The following is a 16,985-nucleotide window of genomic DNA, read 5'->3' as shown; positions in this document are numbered from 1 at the left end:
ACTTCGCTACCTGATCGCAGCGACATCGGGAGCGGCTGCAGGAAACTTCCCGAACACCCTCGAATCGTGGCCCGGCAGGATGTATTTCGGATCGCTTACCAGCGTTTTCATGCGCTTTATGGCGTCGACATAACCTTGCGGATCGGTTGTACCACCCGGTGAAGGAGGGGTCAGGTGGTCGAGGCTGTAATAGATCCAGATATTGTCCGAAGCGATCACGACCTTCTCCTTACCATTGCTGACCATCACATATTGCGAATCATAGGTGTGTTTCGAACCGGTAAAGACCGTCACGCCCGGAAGTATCTCCTGGTTATCCCCGGAGACGAGGCGCAGCCTTCCTGCCAAATTGAGGTCTATCACCATCCGGACGTCGCTTGGCGTAAACCCGCCCTTGCGCCCATCCTTTTGCCAGGCGGCACCGACGAAGCCATCAAAGTCGTCCTTTTGCATCCACAAAGTGGCATTCGGGAACAAGGCCACGCCGCCCAGGTGATCCCAATGCGGATGGGATAGGATAATGTCGCTGACCTCCCCGGGCTTCACGCCCATTTTCAACAATGCCGAATCGGGCCGGACATAGCCTGCTATTTTGAAAAACTCCTCTTCTTTTACCTTTTCAGGCATGAACCCGGCATCCACGAGGATGTTCCGCCCGTTCTTACCCTTCAATAGCCAAAACATGAAACTAATCGGAACCGGCACATCCTTCCCGCCGCCACTGGCCCATTCGGCTTCGTAAAACTGCTTGTCGGTCCCGGCGAATTTGATCGCAAATACTTCATAGGCATCGGCTTGCGCTTGTGCAAAAAAGGGAAAGCATAATAAGAATGCGGCTGTTGCGAAGACGGCAGATTTTAACGATCCAATAATTCGGTTCATGGCGGGATGATGTTAAAGAAAAAACGATGTGAGCGGCTGATCGAAACCAAGGCAGCAGCAAGCAGGTAATTTGCGCAAAAACCGTCAAAATTAAAAACCTGCGACAACGACCGGATAATAGATTCACGAAGCCGGTAAAGGTATAATCCGCTAACGTATAGCCTTTATCGATGTAATGCCCTTACCGGCAAAGCAAGGTTACCGATAATCGCACCCATTCTATCTAACCTATGAAAAAAACAGCTACTCTCGCGTGCCTCCTGGCATTGTTTACCCTCTCGTCTCATGCGCAAGTAATTTTTCAGGAAGACTTCGACGGCATTGGCGGACCAACCGCCGGTGGAGCCGGTACTTACACCTTTCCGACCGGATGGTTGTTACGCAACGTCGACAACCGCATCCCGACCGGTTCGGTGGCCTATGTGAATGAAGCCTGGGAACGGCGCGAGGATTTCTCCTTCAATGTCGCGGATTCGGCTGCGTTCAGTACGTCATGGTACGCCTCCGCAGGCGCTGCCGACGACTGGATGTGGACACCGCCCATCGCTATTCCGGCCGTTGACGGACTAATGCGCCTTTCCTGGAATGCCGTTGCCTATGACCCGACCTACCCCGACGGATATGAAGTCCGCGTCATGGCCGAACCGAATGTCCCCACCGGCGGCACCGGCGTGATGGGCAACCAGGTAAGTGCCTCTATCGTAGTCTTTTCGACTGCCGCCGAGAGCTCCGCCTGGACAAGACACGAGGTCAACCTTTCTGCATATGCCGGTCAGACGATCCGCGTCGCATTCAGGAATGTTTCAAACGACAAGTTTGTGCTTCTTATTGATGATGTAATGCTGGAAAGGGTGCTGGATTTTGACGCAGCCCTGATCAATCCCTCCAAAATAATATTCCCTAAAGTACCCGTCAGCCAGAACTTACCCCATTCATTCTTTGGCCGGATCAATAACCAGGGAGCCAATACGCTGAGCGGCGCTTATATCAAAGCGACTGTGTTCGACAGTGCCGATCAGGAAGTCTTCTCGACGCAAAGCGCTCCGGTCGATGTGCCGTTCCTGGCAACCAGTGACACGCTATGGGCTGCTGCTTCGTTTATCGCGGATGCGCCTGGGAAATATACCGTCCGTATCGAAACCGTGCTCCCCGGCGTTACAGATCAGCGGCCATCAAACGATGCATACATCGATTCAGTGGAAATTACCCAGACTGTATTTGCACGCGACAATGCGATAGTTAACGGCGTACTGGGAATTGGCAGCACTACGCCCGGTTATCTGGGAACCATTTATCCGATTCATTCCGTCACCGAACTTTCCTCGCTTTCGGCCTACCTCGTCGGCACCGTCCAACCGGGCAACACCATGAGCATCGGGGCCACTGTGATGAAGTTTCAAAACGGAACGCCGGGCACTGTGCTCTTCGACGCCCCAACACGCACCCTGACTAGCACGGATGCTTCAAAATGGCACAATTTCATGGTCAGCCCTACATTAAACCTACTCCCCGGCGACACCATATTCGTCAGCTTAAAAGAGATCGACAGCACATTGGCTATCGGCCTGGCATCGGGTATTTTCCTCCCGCGCACCAACTTCGTCGACTGGCCGACCAACCCGGTCCCGGGTTGGGGCGCTGTGGAGGCATATGGCCCGTCATTTGCGAAGCAATTCATGATCCGGGCTAATTTCGAATGCGTGACAGACCCTACCGCCACGTCCGTAGCTTCGGTCAACACCACCGTAACTTCTTTCCAGCCCAGCAGTGATACCCGGTACTATTATGCCGATAATTGCAGCGTGCTGGTCGCCAAAGTAACAGGCGGCGACGTCATCTCCGCCATTTCTGGCAACACGACCGCGCGAGTATGGATAGATGCGGCCCAGCCTGCCCATTTTGTTAAAAGGCATTACGAAATCACACCCGAAACGAATGCAGAAACGGCCACTGGCGACGTGACATTGTATTTTACGCAAGCGGAGTTCGAAACATTCAACGACGTCAATGCTCTTAAACTGCCCACCGGACCCAGTGACGCGGCCGGTATTGCCAACCTCAAAATCGAAAAACGCGGCGGTACCAGCGGTGACGGGACCGGTTTGCCCGATACTTACCCGGGTGCCGCTACCACCATCGACCCTGACGACGCCAACATCACCTGGAACCCCGACGCCGAACGGTGGGAAGTAACCTTTCCTGTCGCCGGTTTCAGCGGTTTCTTTGTGAAGACGCAAAGCGAGCCCTTACCGCTGCGATTGGTGCATTTCAATGGGAAGCGGGAGAAGGGCTTTAACCACCTTTCCTGGCAGACCGCGCAGGAAGAAAACGTGAGTCATTTTCAAATCGAGCGCAGTATAGACGCCAAGGCATTTGCTACGGTTCATTCCGTGCCAGCAAGGAACGGTGTCAGCCAGCAATACGGCTATTCGGATATCCACAACCATGACGGGAAGGTATATTATCGCCTGAAAATGGTAGATCAGGACAAAACCTTCGCATACAGCCGCATCATCGCGCTCGACGGACAGGGAACTACGCCGGTGACAGTTTTCCCCAATCCGGCGAAAACAACCTTAAAACTCCACGTTTCCGATCCTGATATTCTCGGAACTACCGCAGTTTTGATCGATATCAACGGCAGGATCCGAAAGCATTTCAGTATTACCGGACAAACCCAGGATATCAATGTGCAGCAATTGAGTACCGGTACTTATTGGATCCGGCTCGATGATGGGCGTTCGTTCCGATTTGTAAAAGAATAGGCGGATCATTTCGAAATAGTAAATTATTCAAAAAAATATATTGAAAACAGGCAACTGTCGGAGGCTTTAATTGGGTCTGTATATCCGAACCCAGTTATTCATCCTTAGGACATACTTCATGCAGCAAGCATTTCCGTTCCGTTCAGTCCCTGAAACCCTTCCGGTATCCGCCAAATCGTTCAAAAAAGGAACGACTAATTATTCGATAAAACATCTTTTCAATGAAAGCACTTTAAGCAAATGTCTGAGTTCGAACCGCAGGATAATGATAACTTCGATTATTATATTTGGCATTGTCCTGCTGTTCACTTATCCGCGATATCTTGAGTTAATGTTTGATCACAGCCTGGGAGTTAATTACGCTTATTTTTTTGATAAAGTATCGGATCCGCTATCAGCCGTCCGGACGGATCAGGAGACCCACGGCGCGAAGATAGATTTTAGATTTACCGTACCATTACTCGCTAGACTGCTTGGTGTAACGGCCAATTCGGATGGCCGGAGCGTTGTCATTATTTATTTAATCCAGTCGGCCTTGCTGGTTCCTTTCCTGTTTATGCTGATGAAGATATTGTTGAGAGGGTTATCTCCGGTGACTGTGTTACTATTAACCATGGGAAGCTCCACCATTTACCTTGCGAAGGCTTTCTTTTGGGATTATGACTTTTGGTTCGATGCCTATGCCTATTTCTTCCTGGCCCTTGGAATGTATCTTAAAAACCGCGCAGGGATCTTTCTCTCGTTAACATTGGCATGCTGGACAGACGAGCGGGCTGTTATTGCGCTGGCTTCCATCTACCTCTTTTACCTGCTTTCGGAGTCGGATTTCGAGCTGAATTCGTTCCGGCAACTAGGTAATAAGAAAGACTGGCTGCAAAAAACGTCTTCAATTGTGCTACTAGTTGGCATATTATACCTGATTATCAGAATATTACTTTCCACCCTATTTAACCTGCACACGCCAACCGGCGCCGGATCCGGCGTTGAACTGGCACTGGTCCCTTACCAGTTCAAGCATAGGCTTTCCGGAATTTTCCTGACCTTCGAGGGTTTTTGGATGTTATATCTCTTTGCCGTTGGTTTGTTGATAAAAAAGGGGAATACATTTTTATCTTTTTTAATACTGTCGATCATGGTCGGCCACATATTGGTCGCGTATGCTGTGTTCGACATATCACGAAGCCTGACTTATGCATTTCCGCTGATGATTATCTCAGCGTTTATCATCAGCAAGCACGAAGTCCGGAATGCAAAATATCTTTATATCGCAGCCACAGCGATTTGCGTCTTACTACCAACCCAATACGTGATATTTTATCCGCGCCAAATACCCTGGACAATTCTGAGCGTTGAGGAACTTAAACCGGTGATTAAATTACTACTTTTCTAACAGGATTATCTTCCATATCCCTTCTTATTCCTGGTGAAAATATTTTTTGTTCGCAACAATATTTTCTCCCATGAATTCATTGTAATGGAGGCAAACGACCCCATCCAGAGCAATGACTGTTAAAGTGGATAATGCCATTCAGAATCTTATTTAACCGGAGCGCTCATGCAAATCTTTAAGGTTTTTATAATATGCATTCTGATCATCCTTATTAATTCATGCAAGGAAGAAGAACCATATGTGTATAAATGCGAAGATGGCGCTGTACAATTCGAGTTATTGAATGACGACTTAAATCCCGGAGCCAGCTTGAAAGATCGTGGAAATTTCGATTTAGATTATGAGGTAATCCAGAACGAAGACGAATTATACCAAAAACTTTTCATTGTGTATTTAAAGAAAAAAATCGACTTCAAAACCAAAAGCCTGATCGTAATCAGTGTTAGAAATCATACGCGCGCCATTGTGATGGCTCAAAACGTAACGGCCAATTGTGCGCGTAACAGATTGACCGTTACGGCTGATCTCCGTTACGGATCGCTGCCGATAAGCAGCGTGGATTATGTTTTCGCCATAGTGCCCAAAATCCCATACAATACGGAGATTGCTTTTATTCCGAAATACATCAGATAGCCATCCTCAGGCGATGATCCCCTCCACCAGCTTGTCCGCCGCATCCGTCATATGGTAGCGCGGGCCTGATGCTTGAAAACCGGTTTAAATCAGCGGGACAGGAATATCGAAAGAATTTAATCACAATCGGTTACAACCAAATCCGTTCCAACTACATCTTTCCCAAGTATTCCCTGATTCACCTTAACAAACTCTCGTATGAAAATCTCAAAATCGGTATTACAGGCAGTTGCTGTTGCGGTTACGGTCACAGCGCTTGCCACTGCCTGCACAGACAATGCTGTTGGTCCAAACGGCGAAAAAACGACTAAAACCAAAACTGTGGACCCCTGTCCGGGCTGTGGAATGGGATGATGCCTGCTATCCATGTCTGAAATCTACTCATCGATCGCCTGCAATCTGGATACCCATATTTTGCAGGCGGCGTTGCCTTTGTTTGAACAGGAGAAAGTGGAGGCCATTGAGTGGTCTTTTGACACTCTTTACAGGTTTGACGAAATCCCCGCCTGGTTTACTGATCTGGTAAGCGAATTCAGCAGCCATAAACGGCTCATCGGGCACGGCGTATATTTTTCATTATTTTCCGGTAAATGGTCGCCAGGGCAGCAGGAATGGCTTAACAAGCTCAAAAAACTGTCCGGCGAGTTTAATTTCGATCACATTACCGAGCATTTCGGTTTCATGACCGGCGAGGATTTCCATAAAGGCGCGCCGATTGGCATTCCGCTTACTCCCCGGACGCTGGCGCTCGGAAGAGACCGTCTGCAAAGGATCCAGGACGCATGCCAATGTCCCGTAGGACTGGAAAACCTCGCTTTCTCGTATTCGATTGATGAAGTACGGAAGCATGGGATTTTTTTAGATCAGCTGGTAGAAAGTGTCAACGGCTTCATCATTCTCGACCTGCACAACCTTTACTGCCAGGTTCATAATTTCAACATTGATTTTGCCGAAATCTTAAAACTATACCCGCTCAACAAGGTGCGGGAAATCCACATTTCGGGCGGCAGCTGGGACGACACGCTCGCACCCACGCGCAAGCCCGTACGCCGGGACACGCATGACGAATCGGTACCCGAAACCGTGTTTGAATTCCTGTCCGAAACAATTCCCCAATGTCCTAATCTCAAATTTGTCGTACTCGAACAAATGGGCACCGCGCTCGGCACGCAGGCCAGTCAGGCGGCTTTCCAGTCCGATTTTCTTCGCATGGATAGCATTGTTAAATCGTTGGCACGAAAATCGCTGCCTACAACAGCACTTCCATTTGCACAACTAGCCGTAAATGCGGGCCCCGTGCCGCTGGAAGATCCCGAATTACACAAGCAACAAATGCAATTATCGCATATCCTTGAAACGGCTGGAAGTGTAAGTGAAGCCAACGCAATGCTGCGCTCCTCGGATCTGCATAACACGGCCTGGGAAGTCGAAAAGTGGGCCCCTTATATGCTGGAAACCGCCATGGCGATTGCACAAAAGTGGAAAAATGGCTTTGTTTGAGAACCGTATTTCAATCTTTAAGCAGGTATACCTATGAGCAGCAAGTTACTGAGAATGGACAACATCGGCATCGTGGTAGAATCCCTCGACAATGCCATCTCGTTTTTTACAGAATTGGGTATGATTCTCGAGGGCCGTGCCACTATTGAAGGCGAATGGTCCGGTCGGGTCACCGGCCTGGCCTCGCAACGCGTCGAGATCGCCATGATGGTCACCCCGGATGGTCACAGCCGCATCGAACTATCCAGATTTCTCGAGCCTCCCATCGAATCGGACCATCGGAATGCACCGGTGAATGCATTGGGCTACCTGCGGGCGATGTTCGCCGTGGAAGACATTGATGAAATGGTAAGCCGGCTTACCAGACACGGCGCCCAGCTCGTCGGGGAGGTGGTTCAATACCAGGATTCGTATCGGCTCTGCTATATCCGGGGAGCCGAAGGAATTCTGATAGGCCTGGCAGAAGAAATCGGGAAGAAAAGTTAGGCGGACTAGATTCCGGGTCAGTACTAAGAGCCGGAAAATTCGGAGAAGATCATCCTAACGGTTACCTTATCGGAAACGGCCTCAATTGTAAAACCGATATTCAGCAGTGCCGCGATATCCCTTACTAAAATCAGTCCGAGTCCATGGTTATCTCCCGCCAAGTGGGCGATGTACTGCCTCGGGGTACCCTGCCGGTCGGTTTGCGCACTGCCAGCAGGCAGTGCGGCGGCAACCGGATTTTGGATATACAGGTGCAGCTGACCATCCACAATCCCGCTGTATACGGCTATTTCCCCATCCCGGGTATTTTTGGTTGCATTGTCCAGCAGATTATGCAGGATTACCCCCAGCAAATGGGCATTGGTGTTGACCGTCAGGCTTTCATTCAGAGCAGTGCGCAATGTATTACCGGCCGAATCCAGAATTTGTTCAAACACACGGACCTTTTCACGCATCATAGCCGACAAGTTTACATGATCAGAATGTAAGGCTCCCCTGTGGATCTGACCTCGTGCAAATTCCAGCAGGTTTTGCATCAGCACGGCCGTATTGGCCAAACTGAGCTCCACTTGCTGATGATATTCGGCAGCTTGCTCCCATTGTTTGCTGTCGATCAGTTTGCCGGTATGCTTCGCGGCCGCAATGATGAATTGCAGCGGCGCCTGAACATCATGTGCTATCGATGCAACCACGCGGGTGAGCAGATACACCTGGTGGTCCAGTTCTTCCTGCGACTCACCCAGAAATGAAAGCGCCTCTTCCAGATCGGCCGTCCGTTCCGACACGAGCGCTTCCAACACGTCCTTCTGCCGCTCCGCGTCCACGGCCCGATCTCTCTCCCTTTTTAATGCTTCCGCCTGCCGTTCGCGCTCGGTTTCCAGTAAGAAAATAATAGGGACCATAATCAACCCCAGCAGGAGGCCACGCAAAGAAAGCCGAATGGTAATAATCCAGAGCGGAAGCTCGCGCATGGATTTGAGCGGGTAATCTTCGAACATGCGGAACGAGGCCAGAAAAAACAAATTGGAAATCACTGCACAAAAAAGCAGTGCAATCGCGATTTTCTGCCATTTGACTAAATTGAACCTATAATAGGTCTGGTAGCTGGCTAGCCAGGTGGCCATGCACATCAGCCAGATAACAATTTCCGATCCAACCAGGCTTACAAGGTTGGCTCCCTGGCCTTCGGCAAGTCGAACCGGCACGATCGACAAGGTCACTACCGTCGCCATCAACGCGCCGAGTTGCAGATTGTATTTTTTCATGTAGGACTTCATACCACCAAAAATCCCTGCAATATAGCCGTTACTTGCCCTAACCCCGGCAGTAAATCAGGCCCGTTGCGGAAAAATCATGAGGTATACCTATCCAGGCAGATTACCATCAATTCGTTTTCAACGACTTAACGGGCCAGAACAAACACCCACCCGCTGATCGGGATATGGTATGCGAAATCTTCCAGCCAGCTTTTCGTCGCCAGATAGGCTAGCGGCGAGGCAAGTACAACGGATATCAGCACCAGTTTCAAAGTCCTTGGAAAGCATAGCCACACCCGCCGCTGATACCTATATTTGAATAAAATCACATATATTTGAATATTCTAATATAACAAGATCAATGAACAGCCCGCTACATCTTTATAAAGCTGAGTTTTTCAAGACGCTGGGACATTCTGTCCGGCTCGCCATACTGGATGCGCTCCGGGACGGCCCGCTTTCGGTAACGGAATTGCAGGCCGTTATACAAGCCGACCAATCGATCCTCTCGCAGCATCTGGCCAAATTACGCGTCATGAAGTTTGTAAGCAGCCGCAGGGAAAAGACCACCATTTATTACGACGTTCCCGACCGGGAGATCTACCAGTTTCTGGACCTGGCCAGGAACATCTATATGCGCCAGCTGCGGCAGTCGGAGGAAATGCTGAAAGAACTTGCTTCCTAGGCGGGGTTATGGAAATGATCCACGAGCGTATGTAACGATAAGCCTGCATGTCATTCGGACACCGGCTCGCGGTAATTGAGAAAAAATTTTTTAACCACAATATGAATTTGAAACTTGAAAAAAGAAGCGGCAACGCTTGCGAACTATGTAAATCCGATCAACAGATCTCCGTTTACCAGATCCCGCCGGTTGGTTACCCCGACAACGAGATTGTCGTATGCAAGAATTGCCGTGCACAGATAGAAAGAGAGCAGGAGATGGATAGCGATTACTGGGGCTTCTTGTCCGAGACGATGTGGAGCGAGGTTCCGGCGGTGCAGGTCGTGGCGTGGCGCATGCTGAGCCGCCTCAAAAACGAAACCTGGGCGGCCGACAACCTGGATATGATGTACCTGGACGAGGATATGCTGGCATGGGCCCAGGCAAGTTCGGACCATGAGGGAGCCGCCGACCTGGCCGTTCACCGCGACAGCAACGGTAATGTCCTGAAAAACGGGGATACCGTCGTACTTACCCGCACATTAGATGTAAAGGGCAGCTCGCTCAACGCCAGAATGGGCACGGTAGTAAAGAATATCCGGGTTGTGGAAGACAATGCCGAGCAAATTGAAGGCAAAATAGACGGCCAGTTGATCGTGATCCTGACGAAGTACCTCCGAAAGCAAGCGTAACAGCCCTGTCAACCGCTATCCGAAAAATAAGATGATCCGAAAACTCAATCAGCTTTTCAACCAGCTCGACCGTCAAAAATACCCTTTTGTCGACGGGCTGTACTATCTCTTTATCCTCGTTTTCCTGTTGCTGCTCTTTCTGATTTTCTCCTGAATTCAGTCAGGCGGTAGACTTCCGGATTGGGTAGTCGTGGGGCTGACGGCATGTTGGCCCCACGACCTTGCAGATTTGGGCAGCCGGTATTTGAAAATATTCGGTCAAACCCCTCCTTTCAAATCCGCACCTTATTGACAAGTTTGCTGAAATTCGTCGCGTCGATCCCCAGGTAGCAGGCCAGGTATTTGTGCGGCACCAGTTGCAGGATATGCGGGCTGCGTTTGAGCAGGTTCCTGAATTTATCCTCGGAAGAAAAGCGTTGAACTTCCACTAGCCGTTCCATAATGCCCGAAAATATGCGTGTAATACATACGTGCATCATCTGCTGAATGGCCGGATACTGTTGTGCGAGTTCCCTGAACTCGGTATAGGGTACCCGAATGAAACCGGAAGGTGTAAGTGCTTCGTAATAATAACGCGATGGAAGTTCCATCAGCCCCGAATCCATAATCCCTCCAAACGCCGACGTGTAGGTAAAAACCAGAGTTGCCTCACGGTTCTGATCATCCAGATAATAGATGCGCTGCACGCCTTCCGTCACGAAATAGAGATACCGTTCCGTTTCGCCGGCAACTGTCAGAATTTCCTTACGCCCCACCGAGAAGGGCTTCCATGCACGGGAGAATGCCTCCCATTCAGCCGCGTCAAGCGGGTGAATGGCTTGTACGAACGATTTGAGCAGTTTTAGCGATTCTTCCATTGGACTACTAAAATAGGAAACTTTGGGCGCTATAACCAGTTCGCCCGAGCGTCTTCTTGCACATTACAATCTCCCACCCGGGCAGTTTGCACCGGATTTCGCCCTTTACCGTGAGAACCGACCACAAGAACTGCACATTTTTTGTAAATCAGGCGGCGTACATTTGTGATGTAAATATTTGAAAAATGACCAGCGAAGTCCTGTTATATATCAATAGCCATTTAGACAGCAAAATTACCCTGGAGACGCTGGCCGACGTGACCGGTTACTCGCCTTTCCATATTCACAAAAAACTGAGTGCCGAACTGGGTACCAGCCTTGGCAAATATATTCAGGAGCAGCGCTTGCATACCGCCGCCTACTTCCTGGCTTTAACACAGCTCCCGGTCCATGAGATTAAGTACCTGATCGGCTTCGAAGATGATAGTTCTTTCGGGAGGGCATTTAAAAAGCTATACGAAGTGTCGCCTCTGCAATACCGGAAATCGAAACAGCATCAGCAGGCTTTTCCCGTGCAAACGTTCAAATATATATCCGCGAAAGGCGTCATTAACAGCGAGTCACCCAAGACAGCACGCGTTTTCGCATCGCGGGGCGACTATTTCTCGGAAGGCATATTCAGCATATGGAAAGACGTTGCAGAATACATCCGGTCGATCGGCAAATCGCCCGGGGATTTTCACCATTACGCCATCCTGCATGAGTGCCCGCACCTGACGGGCAGCAGGGACTCGCGCTATGATGCCGCCATCGTTCCTATCGGCTTTGAGCTCCCGGAGGATCCTTTCCTCGAAGTAAGGATACTGGATGGCCGGTATGTCAGATATGATTTTTGTTGCCAGATACGGGACTATGAAACCGTAAGCTCCGAAGTGAACAATGCGCTGGCCCGGCAAACGAATATACAGCACCGTCATGGTGTGTCGTATTTCAAATTCGACGCCATGCCTGACTATCAGAACCCCGATAACCTGTTTATCAACTGGTATTTACCCATCGAATAAATAATCAATATATACATGAAAAATAGAATAGTAGTATCCCTGCATTGCCTGGGGATAGCAGGACTTGTTTTTGCATTCGGAGACCTTCTGATTGAGCAGGAGAACGTCATTTTTAAAGCTAATGCAGCGCCCGCAGCGTTTGCCGAACTGACCACTTCCACCGCGTATCTGTGGTGGGCCGGGCGGGGATTTCTGGGGGTATTCCTGGAAATGATCGGGACCGTCGGGCTGTACCTGTACCTGCAAAAATCGAAGGCTGAAAAGTGGGCATTTGCAGGATTGCTCCTTACACTCACGCATCAGATGCTGGGGATAGGCGTGTTTGCCGTGGCCTACTTTCTGTTTCCTGCGGCAGGGCATTTATTTCTGGCCGGGGTTCCTAATGCGATTTCCTACGCTGCCATGGACGGTGCATTGGCCGGCCTTTTCGGGATTTCGCTGATTTGTACCATGGCGGGCCTGTTCTGTATGGCACTCGCCATTCAAAAGAGCGGCAGATTACCGAAATGGACGGGATGGATGGCATTGCTAGGCTTTGCGCTCATTCCGGTGCCCGGTGTGGTGATTCAGTTCCTGGCCAACACCATATGGGGCGCTGCTTACTTCCGGATGGCGGTGCACGTGAGCAAAACGACGGACGTGCAGGAGGAGGCGTTGGTCAGCATTTGAAAATCTTGGTTTTTACCAAATACTTCTAAAATCCCGCGCTGCAAATTTGCAGGGTCAGGCGGAGTTCTCCTGGCCCTGTTTTAATTCTAAATATCCATTAGCCATGAAATTTACTTGCGTGACCGTTTTCGCGGTTGTATGGACGGTTTATGCCTATACCAAAGGTCCCGAAGCGCCTAAACAGATGATCCGGAACTTGTGCGAGCCGGCGCGCCTCAGTACAGCATCATCAGCGAATACGCACCTTCATCGCAACTTCCCTGCGAAACGGCCCTCCATTTTCGCCGGGTATAAAAACGAATAGCGGCCTCATTGGCTGCAACGCATTTTAGCTGTGCCGGACGACCTATATTACCAAGACAGGCATTGAGCAAGCGAGTACCAATACCGGCCCCGTGAAATGCCGGATCCACAAAAAGACAATGGATGAAGTTATCCGGCGCCCACCAGGAAATAAAGCCTATCGCGATCCGCCCGTGAAGAGCGACCAGTATCTGCTCCCCTTCCACAGCATTGTCAAAATCCTCAGATCGATAGGCATCGGCTGGCATCCACGGAAATGCGTACCGACGCCCTTCCAGGTAAATCCGACGTAATGCATCGGCGAAATCGGGGGTGTAGGCCACTATTTCATACAGACCTGAATCTACCATTTCTATTCGATTTGCAAGCGACGGATCGCTCACTGTATTAATTGAGGACTAATTTACGGGTGACAGGACTTGCGCCTTTTATCATCACCGAAACTACATAAATTCCCGGAGATAAATTCCCAACACTGACCGGATGCGCCGGCACGCTTTCTGAACTGTACACGGCCAATCCCCGGGCATTATGGATGAGGACACGTTCCACCCGTTCGCCTGCGTTGGTCTCAATCCGTACAAATTCAGATGCGGGGTTCGGGTAGACACTTACTGTCAACGGATTGCGGCCCTCGACACTGATCGACTTACTGTACGCAAACGTTTCGTCGAGGTCGATCATTTTCAGCCGGTAAATGTTGGGGCCATCCTGCGGCCGAAAGTCTAAAAATTCATAGTGCGTGATAGTGCCTTTCGTTTCTCCGCTTGCATTGACAGTGCCGATATGCCCCCAATTTTTGCCGTCAGTACTTCGCTGGATTTCGAAGCGCGCACTCCCAGTTTCCTCCAAGGTGGCCCAAGCCAGTTCCACCTTCCCCTCCCCGCTTCTCCTCCCAGTAAATGCCATCAGCTTCACCGGCAATGCCACATCGCTCAGAACCGGCTGAATAATCCCGGCCGTGTTGACCATGGCCGGGCTCTGGCCTGTCACTGTAAACAAATCGCCCAGGCTGTACTCGAAATAATAATTCCCGATTTGTCCCTGATGCCCTCCTGCCGTAGTGAGGGCCGACTGATTAATTATCTGGGCACGGACAGCGACTCCCATCGCGATGAATGCGATTGTTAGAATTGATTTCATGGTTGAGGTGATTGGTTGAATGATAGTGGCCTAATGTAGAATTTGAATAATGCAGTTGCTAGGGGTAACGTACTTCCACTATGCCCTTTCCCAAATCGGAATTATTCCAATGCGCCGCGTTTGGAGAAAATCCTACTATACCAATCTCATATGTACCTCCCGCTTCAAAAGCAGTGTCATAATTGCCGGTCAATGTTACTGGCATGCGCGTGTTGATGGCAGTGCTTAAAGCTTGCATTCGCTCTGCAGCAACAAACTCAGCTACTGGCTGTCCGGCTTGTCGATAGCCGAGATTAAGGTTTAGCAGCGATGCCCCTCCCGGTGCTGTTGAGCCAAGAGCCTTTGTAAAAAACAGCGTTAAATTCGGATTATTTTGATCAAATGTCACGGTAACTGTCGGTCCAATGAAGTTCAAGTTTGCACTCGGGCTATTTCCCAGGCCACTGTTCCGGTATATTTTGACTTTCGGTTTGGCCCGCCACGACCCGTCCTTATACTCAAGTAGATCTCCGTTCTTTGGGTTCGCTACTCCATCCAGACTTTTCGCGCTCAGCGAATGCGGTACGCTCTGCATCTGCTGTGTTCCCATATCTACAAATGCTGCCCCATTCGCAGGATCGATCTCCGTTTGCAGGAACCTGGGTGATGACCAGTTGATCGCATTGAAATCGCCAGTCCTCGCGCCAGAGCCATCGTTAATGGAGATGCTGTACAGACCGAATGCATTGGTAGTGACACTCTTGGTTTCACTATACAAGCTGTTGCCATTGCTGAGCGCGTCTTTAATGCTCAACCGGACGGCAATCGTTACGCCCGCGAGCGGGGCGCCCTGCGCGTTGCGCGCGATGCCCTGGTAATAGAGCGTTGTCGTATTTTGTGCGAACAGCGCCGGGACTAATACAATGTATATAATTGTCGTTAATATTGATTTCATCGGAAAAATATCAGTTTAGTAACTTACTTCAACATAACCCTTACAATATCCGTTGTCATTCCACGAGTAGAAGTTTGGAGATACGCCCACTATGCCAACATCATAAGTTTCCCCGGCTTTGAAATTTGTCTGGTATGTCCCCGAAAGCGTGATGGGAATTCTTGTCCCGGCAGGAACCTTGACACTCGTAATACGCCCGATCCCATTCTGATCCGGCGCATCAAATTCTGTTACCGGGCCACCCACCTTCTGGTATCCGAGATTGAGATTTAATCCATAACCACCACCAAGTAAATTGGAACCGAAAGCCTTGGTCAGACTAATTGTTATAATAGGATTATCCCTCTCGACCGTGATTGTCGCCCTAAGTCCAATGAAATTGAGCGAACCGCTGGGGTTCCATCCAAGTCCTCCGGCGACATGATAACGTTTTGTTTTTGGCTTAGTGAGCCAAGCACCGTTTTGATACTCCAGCAAATCTCCCTCCTGCGGGTTCGCCACCCCATCCAGGTTTTTCGCGCTCAATGCATGCGGCACGCTCTGCATTTGCTGGGTCCCCATATCCGCAAACGCGGTCCCATTCGCCAGATCGATTTCTGTTTGCAAATACCTTGGGATCGACCAATTGATAGCATTAAAATCACCGGTTCTCACACCGGTACCGTCATTGATCGAAATGCTGTACACACCAAATGCATTGGTAGCGACACTCTTCGTTTCACTATACAAGGTGTTCCCATTATTGAGTGCATCTTTAATGTTCAGCCGTACCGCAATCGTTACGCCCGCAAGCGGTGCACCTTGGGTGTTGCGTGCGATGCCTTGGTAATGGAGCGTCGTATTGGACTGACCATACAAGGTCAAGCAATAGAATAACACAGCCACAATAAGACTCATTTGTTTCATAGATAAATTATCGATTTTAGTAATTCACTTCCACGTACCCGCCGCCGCGACCGTTGTCGTTCCAGGAGCTCGGATTTGTGCTGGATGCTAAAAGGCCGACCGTGTAAGTTTCCCCGGCTTTAAAATCCGTTTGATATGTCCCGGCAAGGGTAAAAAGGTTTCTGTTACCCGGAGATACACGCAAGCCCGTAACTTCGTCGTTCGAGTCGAAAACTTGAATGGTACCGCCGGCTTTCTGATATCCAAGATTGATCGACAGCGCCAGTCCGCCGGTTCCCAGAATAGATCCAAAAGCTTTTGACATGACCAGTGAGATTGTTGGATTGTCTCTTTCAATAGTAATTGTCAAGGTAGGGCTTACGAAATTCGGATTCGATAACACCCCAAAACCCCAGCCTCCCACATTATATCGTTTCGTTTTCGGCTTACTTACCCATAACCCGTCCTTGTATTCCAGCAAGTCTCCGTTCTGCGGGTTCACAACACCATCCAGATTTTTCGCGCTCAGCGAATGCGGTACGCTCTGCATCTGCTGTGTTCCCATATCTACAAATGCCGCCCCATTCGCAGGATCGATCTCCGTTTGCAGGAACCTGGGTGATGACCAGTCGATCGCATTAAAGTCTCCGTTTTTAATACCTGATCCATCATTAATCGCGATGCTGTACAAACCGAATGCATTTGTGGTAACACTTTTCGTTTCGCTGTACAATATGTTGCCATTGCTTGCAGCGTCCTTGATGCTTAGACGGACGGCAATCGTTACGCCCGCAAGCGGCGCCCCCTCCGCATTACGCGCGACGCCCTGGTAGTGAAGCCCACCCAGCGTCTGGGCCAGTAACGGCCCGAACATAACCAGATAAAGGCATAGTAGAAATGTTGATTTCATAAAAAGTAGTCC

General features: G+C 49.8%; 19 protein-coding genes. 11 read left to right on the top strand and 8 right to left on the bottom strand.

The annotated features are described in order from the left end of the window. Nucleotides 1-6: 6 nt before the first annotated feature. Entirely contained in the window at nucleotides 7-882 is an 876-nt protein-coding gene (locus AC2YIT_RS24545) for an N-acyl homoserine lactonase family protein (protein WP_487280922.1), read from the bottom strand. A gap of 230 nt (nucleotides 883-1,112) precedes the next feature. Between AC2YIT_RS24545 and AC2YIT_RS24540 the strand changes: the two genes are divergently transcribed. The 6 genes from AC2YIT_RS24540 (at nucleotide 1,113) to AC2YIT_RS24515 (ending at nucleotide 7,656) form a co-directional block, all read left to right on the top strand. Further along, complete coding sequence (locus AC2YIT_RS24540; RefSeq protein ID WP_487280921.1) at nucleotides 1,113-3,647, top strand: choice-of-anchor J domain-containing protein; 2,535 nt, start codon at nucleotides 1,113-1,115, stop codon at nucleotides 3,645-3,647. Between the two features lie 70 nt (nucleotides 3,648-3,717). Continuing rightward, complete coding sequence (locus AC2YIT_RS24535) at nucleotides 3,718-5,037, top strand: hypothetical protein (protein ID WP_487280920.1); 1,320 nt, start codon at nucleotides 3,718-3,720, stop codon at nucleotides 5,035-5,037. A gap of 165 nt (nucleotides 5,038-5,202) precedes the next feature. Continuing rightward, complete coding sequence (locus tag AC2YIT_RS24530) at nucleotides 5,203-5,670, top strand: hypothetical protein (protein WP_487280919.1); 468 nt, start codon at nucleotides 5,203-5,205, stop codon at nucleotides 5,668-5,670. 198 nt (nucleotides 5,671-5,868) lie between these two features. After that, a complete protein-coding gene (locus AC2YIT_RS24525; protein ID WP_430846841.1) occupies nucleotides 5,869-6,024 on the top strand; it encodes a chryseobasin-related MNIO class RiPP peptide in 156 nt (51 codons plus the stop codon). A gap of 12 nt (nucleotides 6,025-6,036) precedes the next feature. Next, nucleotides 6,037-7,170 carry a multinuclear nonheme iron-dependent oxidase gene (locus AC2YIT_RS24520; RefSeq protein ID WP_487280918.1) on the top strand — a complete coding sequence of 378 codons (1,134 nt, stop codon included), beginning with the start codon at nucleotides 6,037-6,039 and terminating at the stop codon, nucleotides 7,168-7,170. 33 nt (nucleotides 7,171-7,203) lie between these two features. Continuing rightward, on the top strand, nucleotides 7,204-7,656 hold the full coding sequence (locus AC2YIT_RS24515) for a VOC family protein (RefSeq protein WP_487280917.1): 453 nt from the start codon (nucleotides 7,204-7,206) through the stop codon (nucleotides 7,654-7,656). Nucleotides 7,657-7,679: 23 nt separating this feature from the next. On the opposite strand, the gene AC2YIT_RS24510 is transcribed toward AC2YIT_RS24515, so the two are convergent. Beyond that, on the bottom strand, nucleotides 7,680-8,921 hold the full coding sequence (locus tag AC2YIT_RS24510; RefSeq protein ID WP_487280916.1) for a sensor histidine kinase: 1,242 nt from the start codon (nucleotides 8,919-8,921) through the stop codon (nucleotides 7,680-7,682). Nucleotides 8,922-9,273: 352 nt separating this feature from the next. Here AC2YIT_RS24510 and AC2YIT_RS24505 point away from each other — a divergent pair, with 352 nt between their 5' ends. The 3 genes from AC2YIT_RS24505 to AC2YIT_RS24495 all read left to right on the top strand — a co-directional run bounded on the left by AC2YIT_RS24505 (nucleotide 9,274) and on the right by AC2YIT_RS24495 (nucleotide 10,422). Further along, nucleotides 9,274-9,597 carry an ArsR/SmtB family transcription factor gene (locus AC2YIT_RS24505; RefSeq protein ID WP_430846833.1) on the top strand — a complete coding sequence of 108 codons (324 nt, stop codon included), beginning with the start codon at nucleotides 9,274-9,276 and terminating at the stop codon, nucleotides 9,595-9,597. A gap of 101 nt (nucleotides 9,598-9,698) precedes the next feature. Beyond that, nucleotides 9,699-10,268 (top strand): PhnA domain-containing protein, encoded by a 570-nt coding sequence (locus tag AC2YIT_RS24500; RefSeq protein ID WP_430846831.1) that lies wholly within the window; start codon nucleotides 9,699-9,701, stop codon nucleotides 10,266-10,268. 31 nt (nucleotides 10,269-10,299) lie between these two features. Next, a complete protein-coding gene (locus tag AC2YIT_RS24495; RefSeq protein WP_430846829.1) occupies nucleotides 10,300-10,422 on the top strand; it encodes a hypothetical protein in 123 nt (40 codons plus the stop codon). A 118-nt stretch (nucleotides 10,423-10,540) separates the two neighbouring features. On the opposite strand, the gene AC2YIT_RS24490 is transcribed toward AC2YIT_RS24495, so the two are convergent. Next, a complete protein-coding gene (locus AC2YIT_RS24490) occupies nucleotides 10,541-11,125 on the bottom strand; it encodes a Crp/Fnr family transcriptional regulator (protein ID WP_430846828.1) in 585 nt (194 codons plus the stop codon). A 185-nt stretch (nucleotides 11,126-11,310) separates the two neighbouring features. On the opposite strand from AC2YIT_RS24490, the gene AC2YIT_RS24485 reads away from it, so the two are divergent. Together AC2YIT_RS24485 and AC2YIT_RS24480 are read left to right on the top strand one after the other, a co-directional pair. Beyond that, nucleotides 11,311-12,129 carry a helix-turn-helix domain-containing protein gene (locus AC2YIT_RS24485; protein WP_487280915.1) on the top strand — a complete coding sequence of 273 codons (819 nt, stop codon included), beginning with the start codon at nucleotides 11,311-11,313 and terminating at the stop codon, nucleotides 12,127-12,129. Nucleotides 12,130-12,144: 15 nt separating this feature from the next. Then, nucleotides 12,145-12,798: a hypothetical protein gene (locus AC2YIT_RS24480; RefSeq protein WP_430846824.1), complete on the top strand. Its 654-nt coding sequence runs from the start codon at nucleotides 12,145-12,147 to the stop codon at nucleotides 12,796-12,798. Between the two features lie 215 nt (nucleotides 12,799-13,013). On the opposite strand, the gene AC2YIT_RS24475 is transcribed toward AC2YIT_RS24480, so the two are convergent. The 5 genes from AC2YIT_RS24475 to AC2YIT_RS24455 are packed head-to-tail and all read right to left on the bottom strand — an operon-like array spanning nucleotide 13,014 to nucleotide 16,973. Continuing rightward, complete coding sequence (locus tag AC2YIT_RS24475) at nucleotides 13,014-13,451, bottom strand: GNAT family N-acetyltransferase (RefSeq protein WP_430846822.1); 438 nt, start codon at nucleotides 13,449-13,451, stop codon at nucleotides 13,014-13,016. Between the two features lie 37 nt (nucleotides 13,452-13,488). Further along, nucleotides 13,489-14,244 carry a T9SS type A sorting domain-containing protein gene (locus AC2YIT_RS24470; protein WP_487280914.1) on the bottom strand — a complete coding sequence of 252 codons (756 nt, stop codon included), beginning with the start codon at nucleotides 14,242-14,244 and terminating at the stop codon, nucleotides 13,489-13,491. 58 nt (nucleotides 14,245-14,302) lie between these two features. Next, entirely contained in the window at nucleotides 14,303-15,178 is an 876-nt protein-coding gene (locus AC2YIT_RS24465; protein ID WP_430846818.1) for a hypothetical protein, read from the bottom strand. 15 nt (nucleotides 15,179-15,193) lie between these two features. Beyond that, nucleotides 15,194-16,084 (bottom strand): hypothetical protein, encoded by an 891-nt coding sequence (locus tag AC2YIT_RS24460; protein ID WP_430846816.1) that lies wholly within the window; start codon nucleotides 16,082-16,084, stop codon nucleotides 15,194-15,196. A 16-nt stretch (nucleotides 16,085-16,100) separates the two neighbouring features. After that, complete coding sequence (locus AC2YIT_RS24455) at nucleotides 16,101-16,973, bottom strand: hypothetical protein (RefSeq protein WP_487280913.1); 873 nt, start codon at nucleotides 16,971-16,973, stop codon at nucleotides 16,101-16,103. Nucleotides 16,974-16,985 lie beyond the last annotated feature (12 nt).

This window comes from Dyadobacter sp. SRI_021 (assembly GCF_057586235.1).
This window is presented reverse-complemented; position numbering and strand designations above follow the sequence as displayed.

Coding starts and splice junctions, on each gene's coding strand:
- AC2YIT_RS24545 (WP_487280922.1), bottom strand. CDS start 882: ATGAACCGAATTATTGGATCGTTAAAATCTGCCGTCTTCGCAACAGCC.
- AC2YIT_RS24540 (WP_487280921.1), top strand. CDS start 1,113: ATGAAAAAAACAGCTACTCTCGCGTGCCTCCTGGCATTGTTTACCCTC.
- AC2YIT_RS24530 (WP_487280919.1), top strand. CDS start 5,203: ATGCAAATCTTTAAGGTTTTTATAATATGCATTCTGATCATCCTTATT.
- AC2YIT_RS24525 (WP_430846841.1), top strand. CDS start 5,869: ATGAAAATCTCAAAATCGGTATTACAGGCAGTTGCTGTTGCGGTTACG.
- AC2YIT_RS24520 (WP_487280918.1), top strand. CDS start 6,037: ATGTCTGAAATCTACTCATCGATCGCCTGCAATCTGGATACCCATATT.
- AC2YIT_RS24515 (WP_487280917.1), top strand. CDS start 7,204: ATGAGCAGCAAGTTACTGAGAATGGACAACATCGGCATCGTGGTAGAA.
- AC2YIT_RS24510 (WP_487280916.1), bottom strand. CDS start 8,921: ATGAAAAAATACAATCTGCAACTCGGCGCGTTGATGGCGACGGTAGTG.
- AC2YIT_RS24505 (WP_430846833.1), top strand. CDS start 9,274: ATGAACAGCCCGCTACATCTTTATAAAGCTGAGTTTTTCAAGACGCTG.
- AC2YIT_RS24500 (WP_430846831.1), top strand. CDS start 9,699: ATGAATTTGAAACTTGAAAAAAGAAGCGGCAACGCTTGCGAACTATGT.
- AC2YIT_RS24495 (WP_430846829.1), top strand. CDS start 10,300: ATGATCCGAAAACTCAATCAGCTTTTCAACCAGCTCGACCGTCAAAAA.
- AC2YIT_RS24490 (WP_430846828.1), bottom strand. CDS start 11,125: ATGGAAGAATCGCTAAAACTGCTCAAATCGTTCGTACAAGCCATTCAC.
- AC2YIT_RS24485 (WP_487280915.1), top strand. CDS start 11,311: ATGACCAGCGAAGTCCTGTTATATATCAATAGCCATTTAGACAGCAAA.
- AC2YIT_RS24480 (WP_430846824.1), top strand. CDS start 12,145: ATGAAAAATAGAATAGTAGTATCCCTGCATTGCCTGGGGATAGCAGGA.
- AC2YIT_RS24475 (WP_430846822.1), bottom strand. CDS start 13,451: ATGGTAGATTCAGGTCTGTATGAAATAGTGGCCTACACCCCCGATTTC.
- AC2YIT_RS24470 (WP_487280914.1), bottom strand. CDS start 14,244: ATGAAATCAATTCTAACAATCGCATTCATCGCGATGGGAGTCGCTGTC.
- AC2YIT_RS24465 (WP_430846818.1), bottom strand. CDS start 15,178: ATGAAATCAATATTAACGACAATTATATACATTGTATTAGTCCCGGCG.
- AC2YIT_RS24460 (WP_430846816.1), bottom strand. CDS start 16,084: ATGAAACAAATGAGTCTTATTGTGGCTGTGTTATTCTATTGCTTGACC.
- AC2YIT_RS24455 (WP_487280913.1), bottom strand. CDS start 16,973: ATGAAATCAACATTTCTACTATGCCTTTATCTGGTTATGTTCGGGCCG.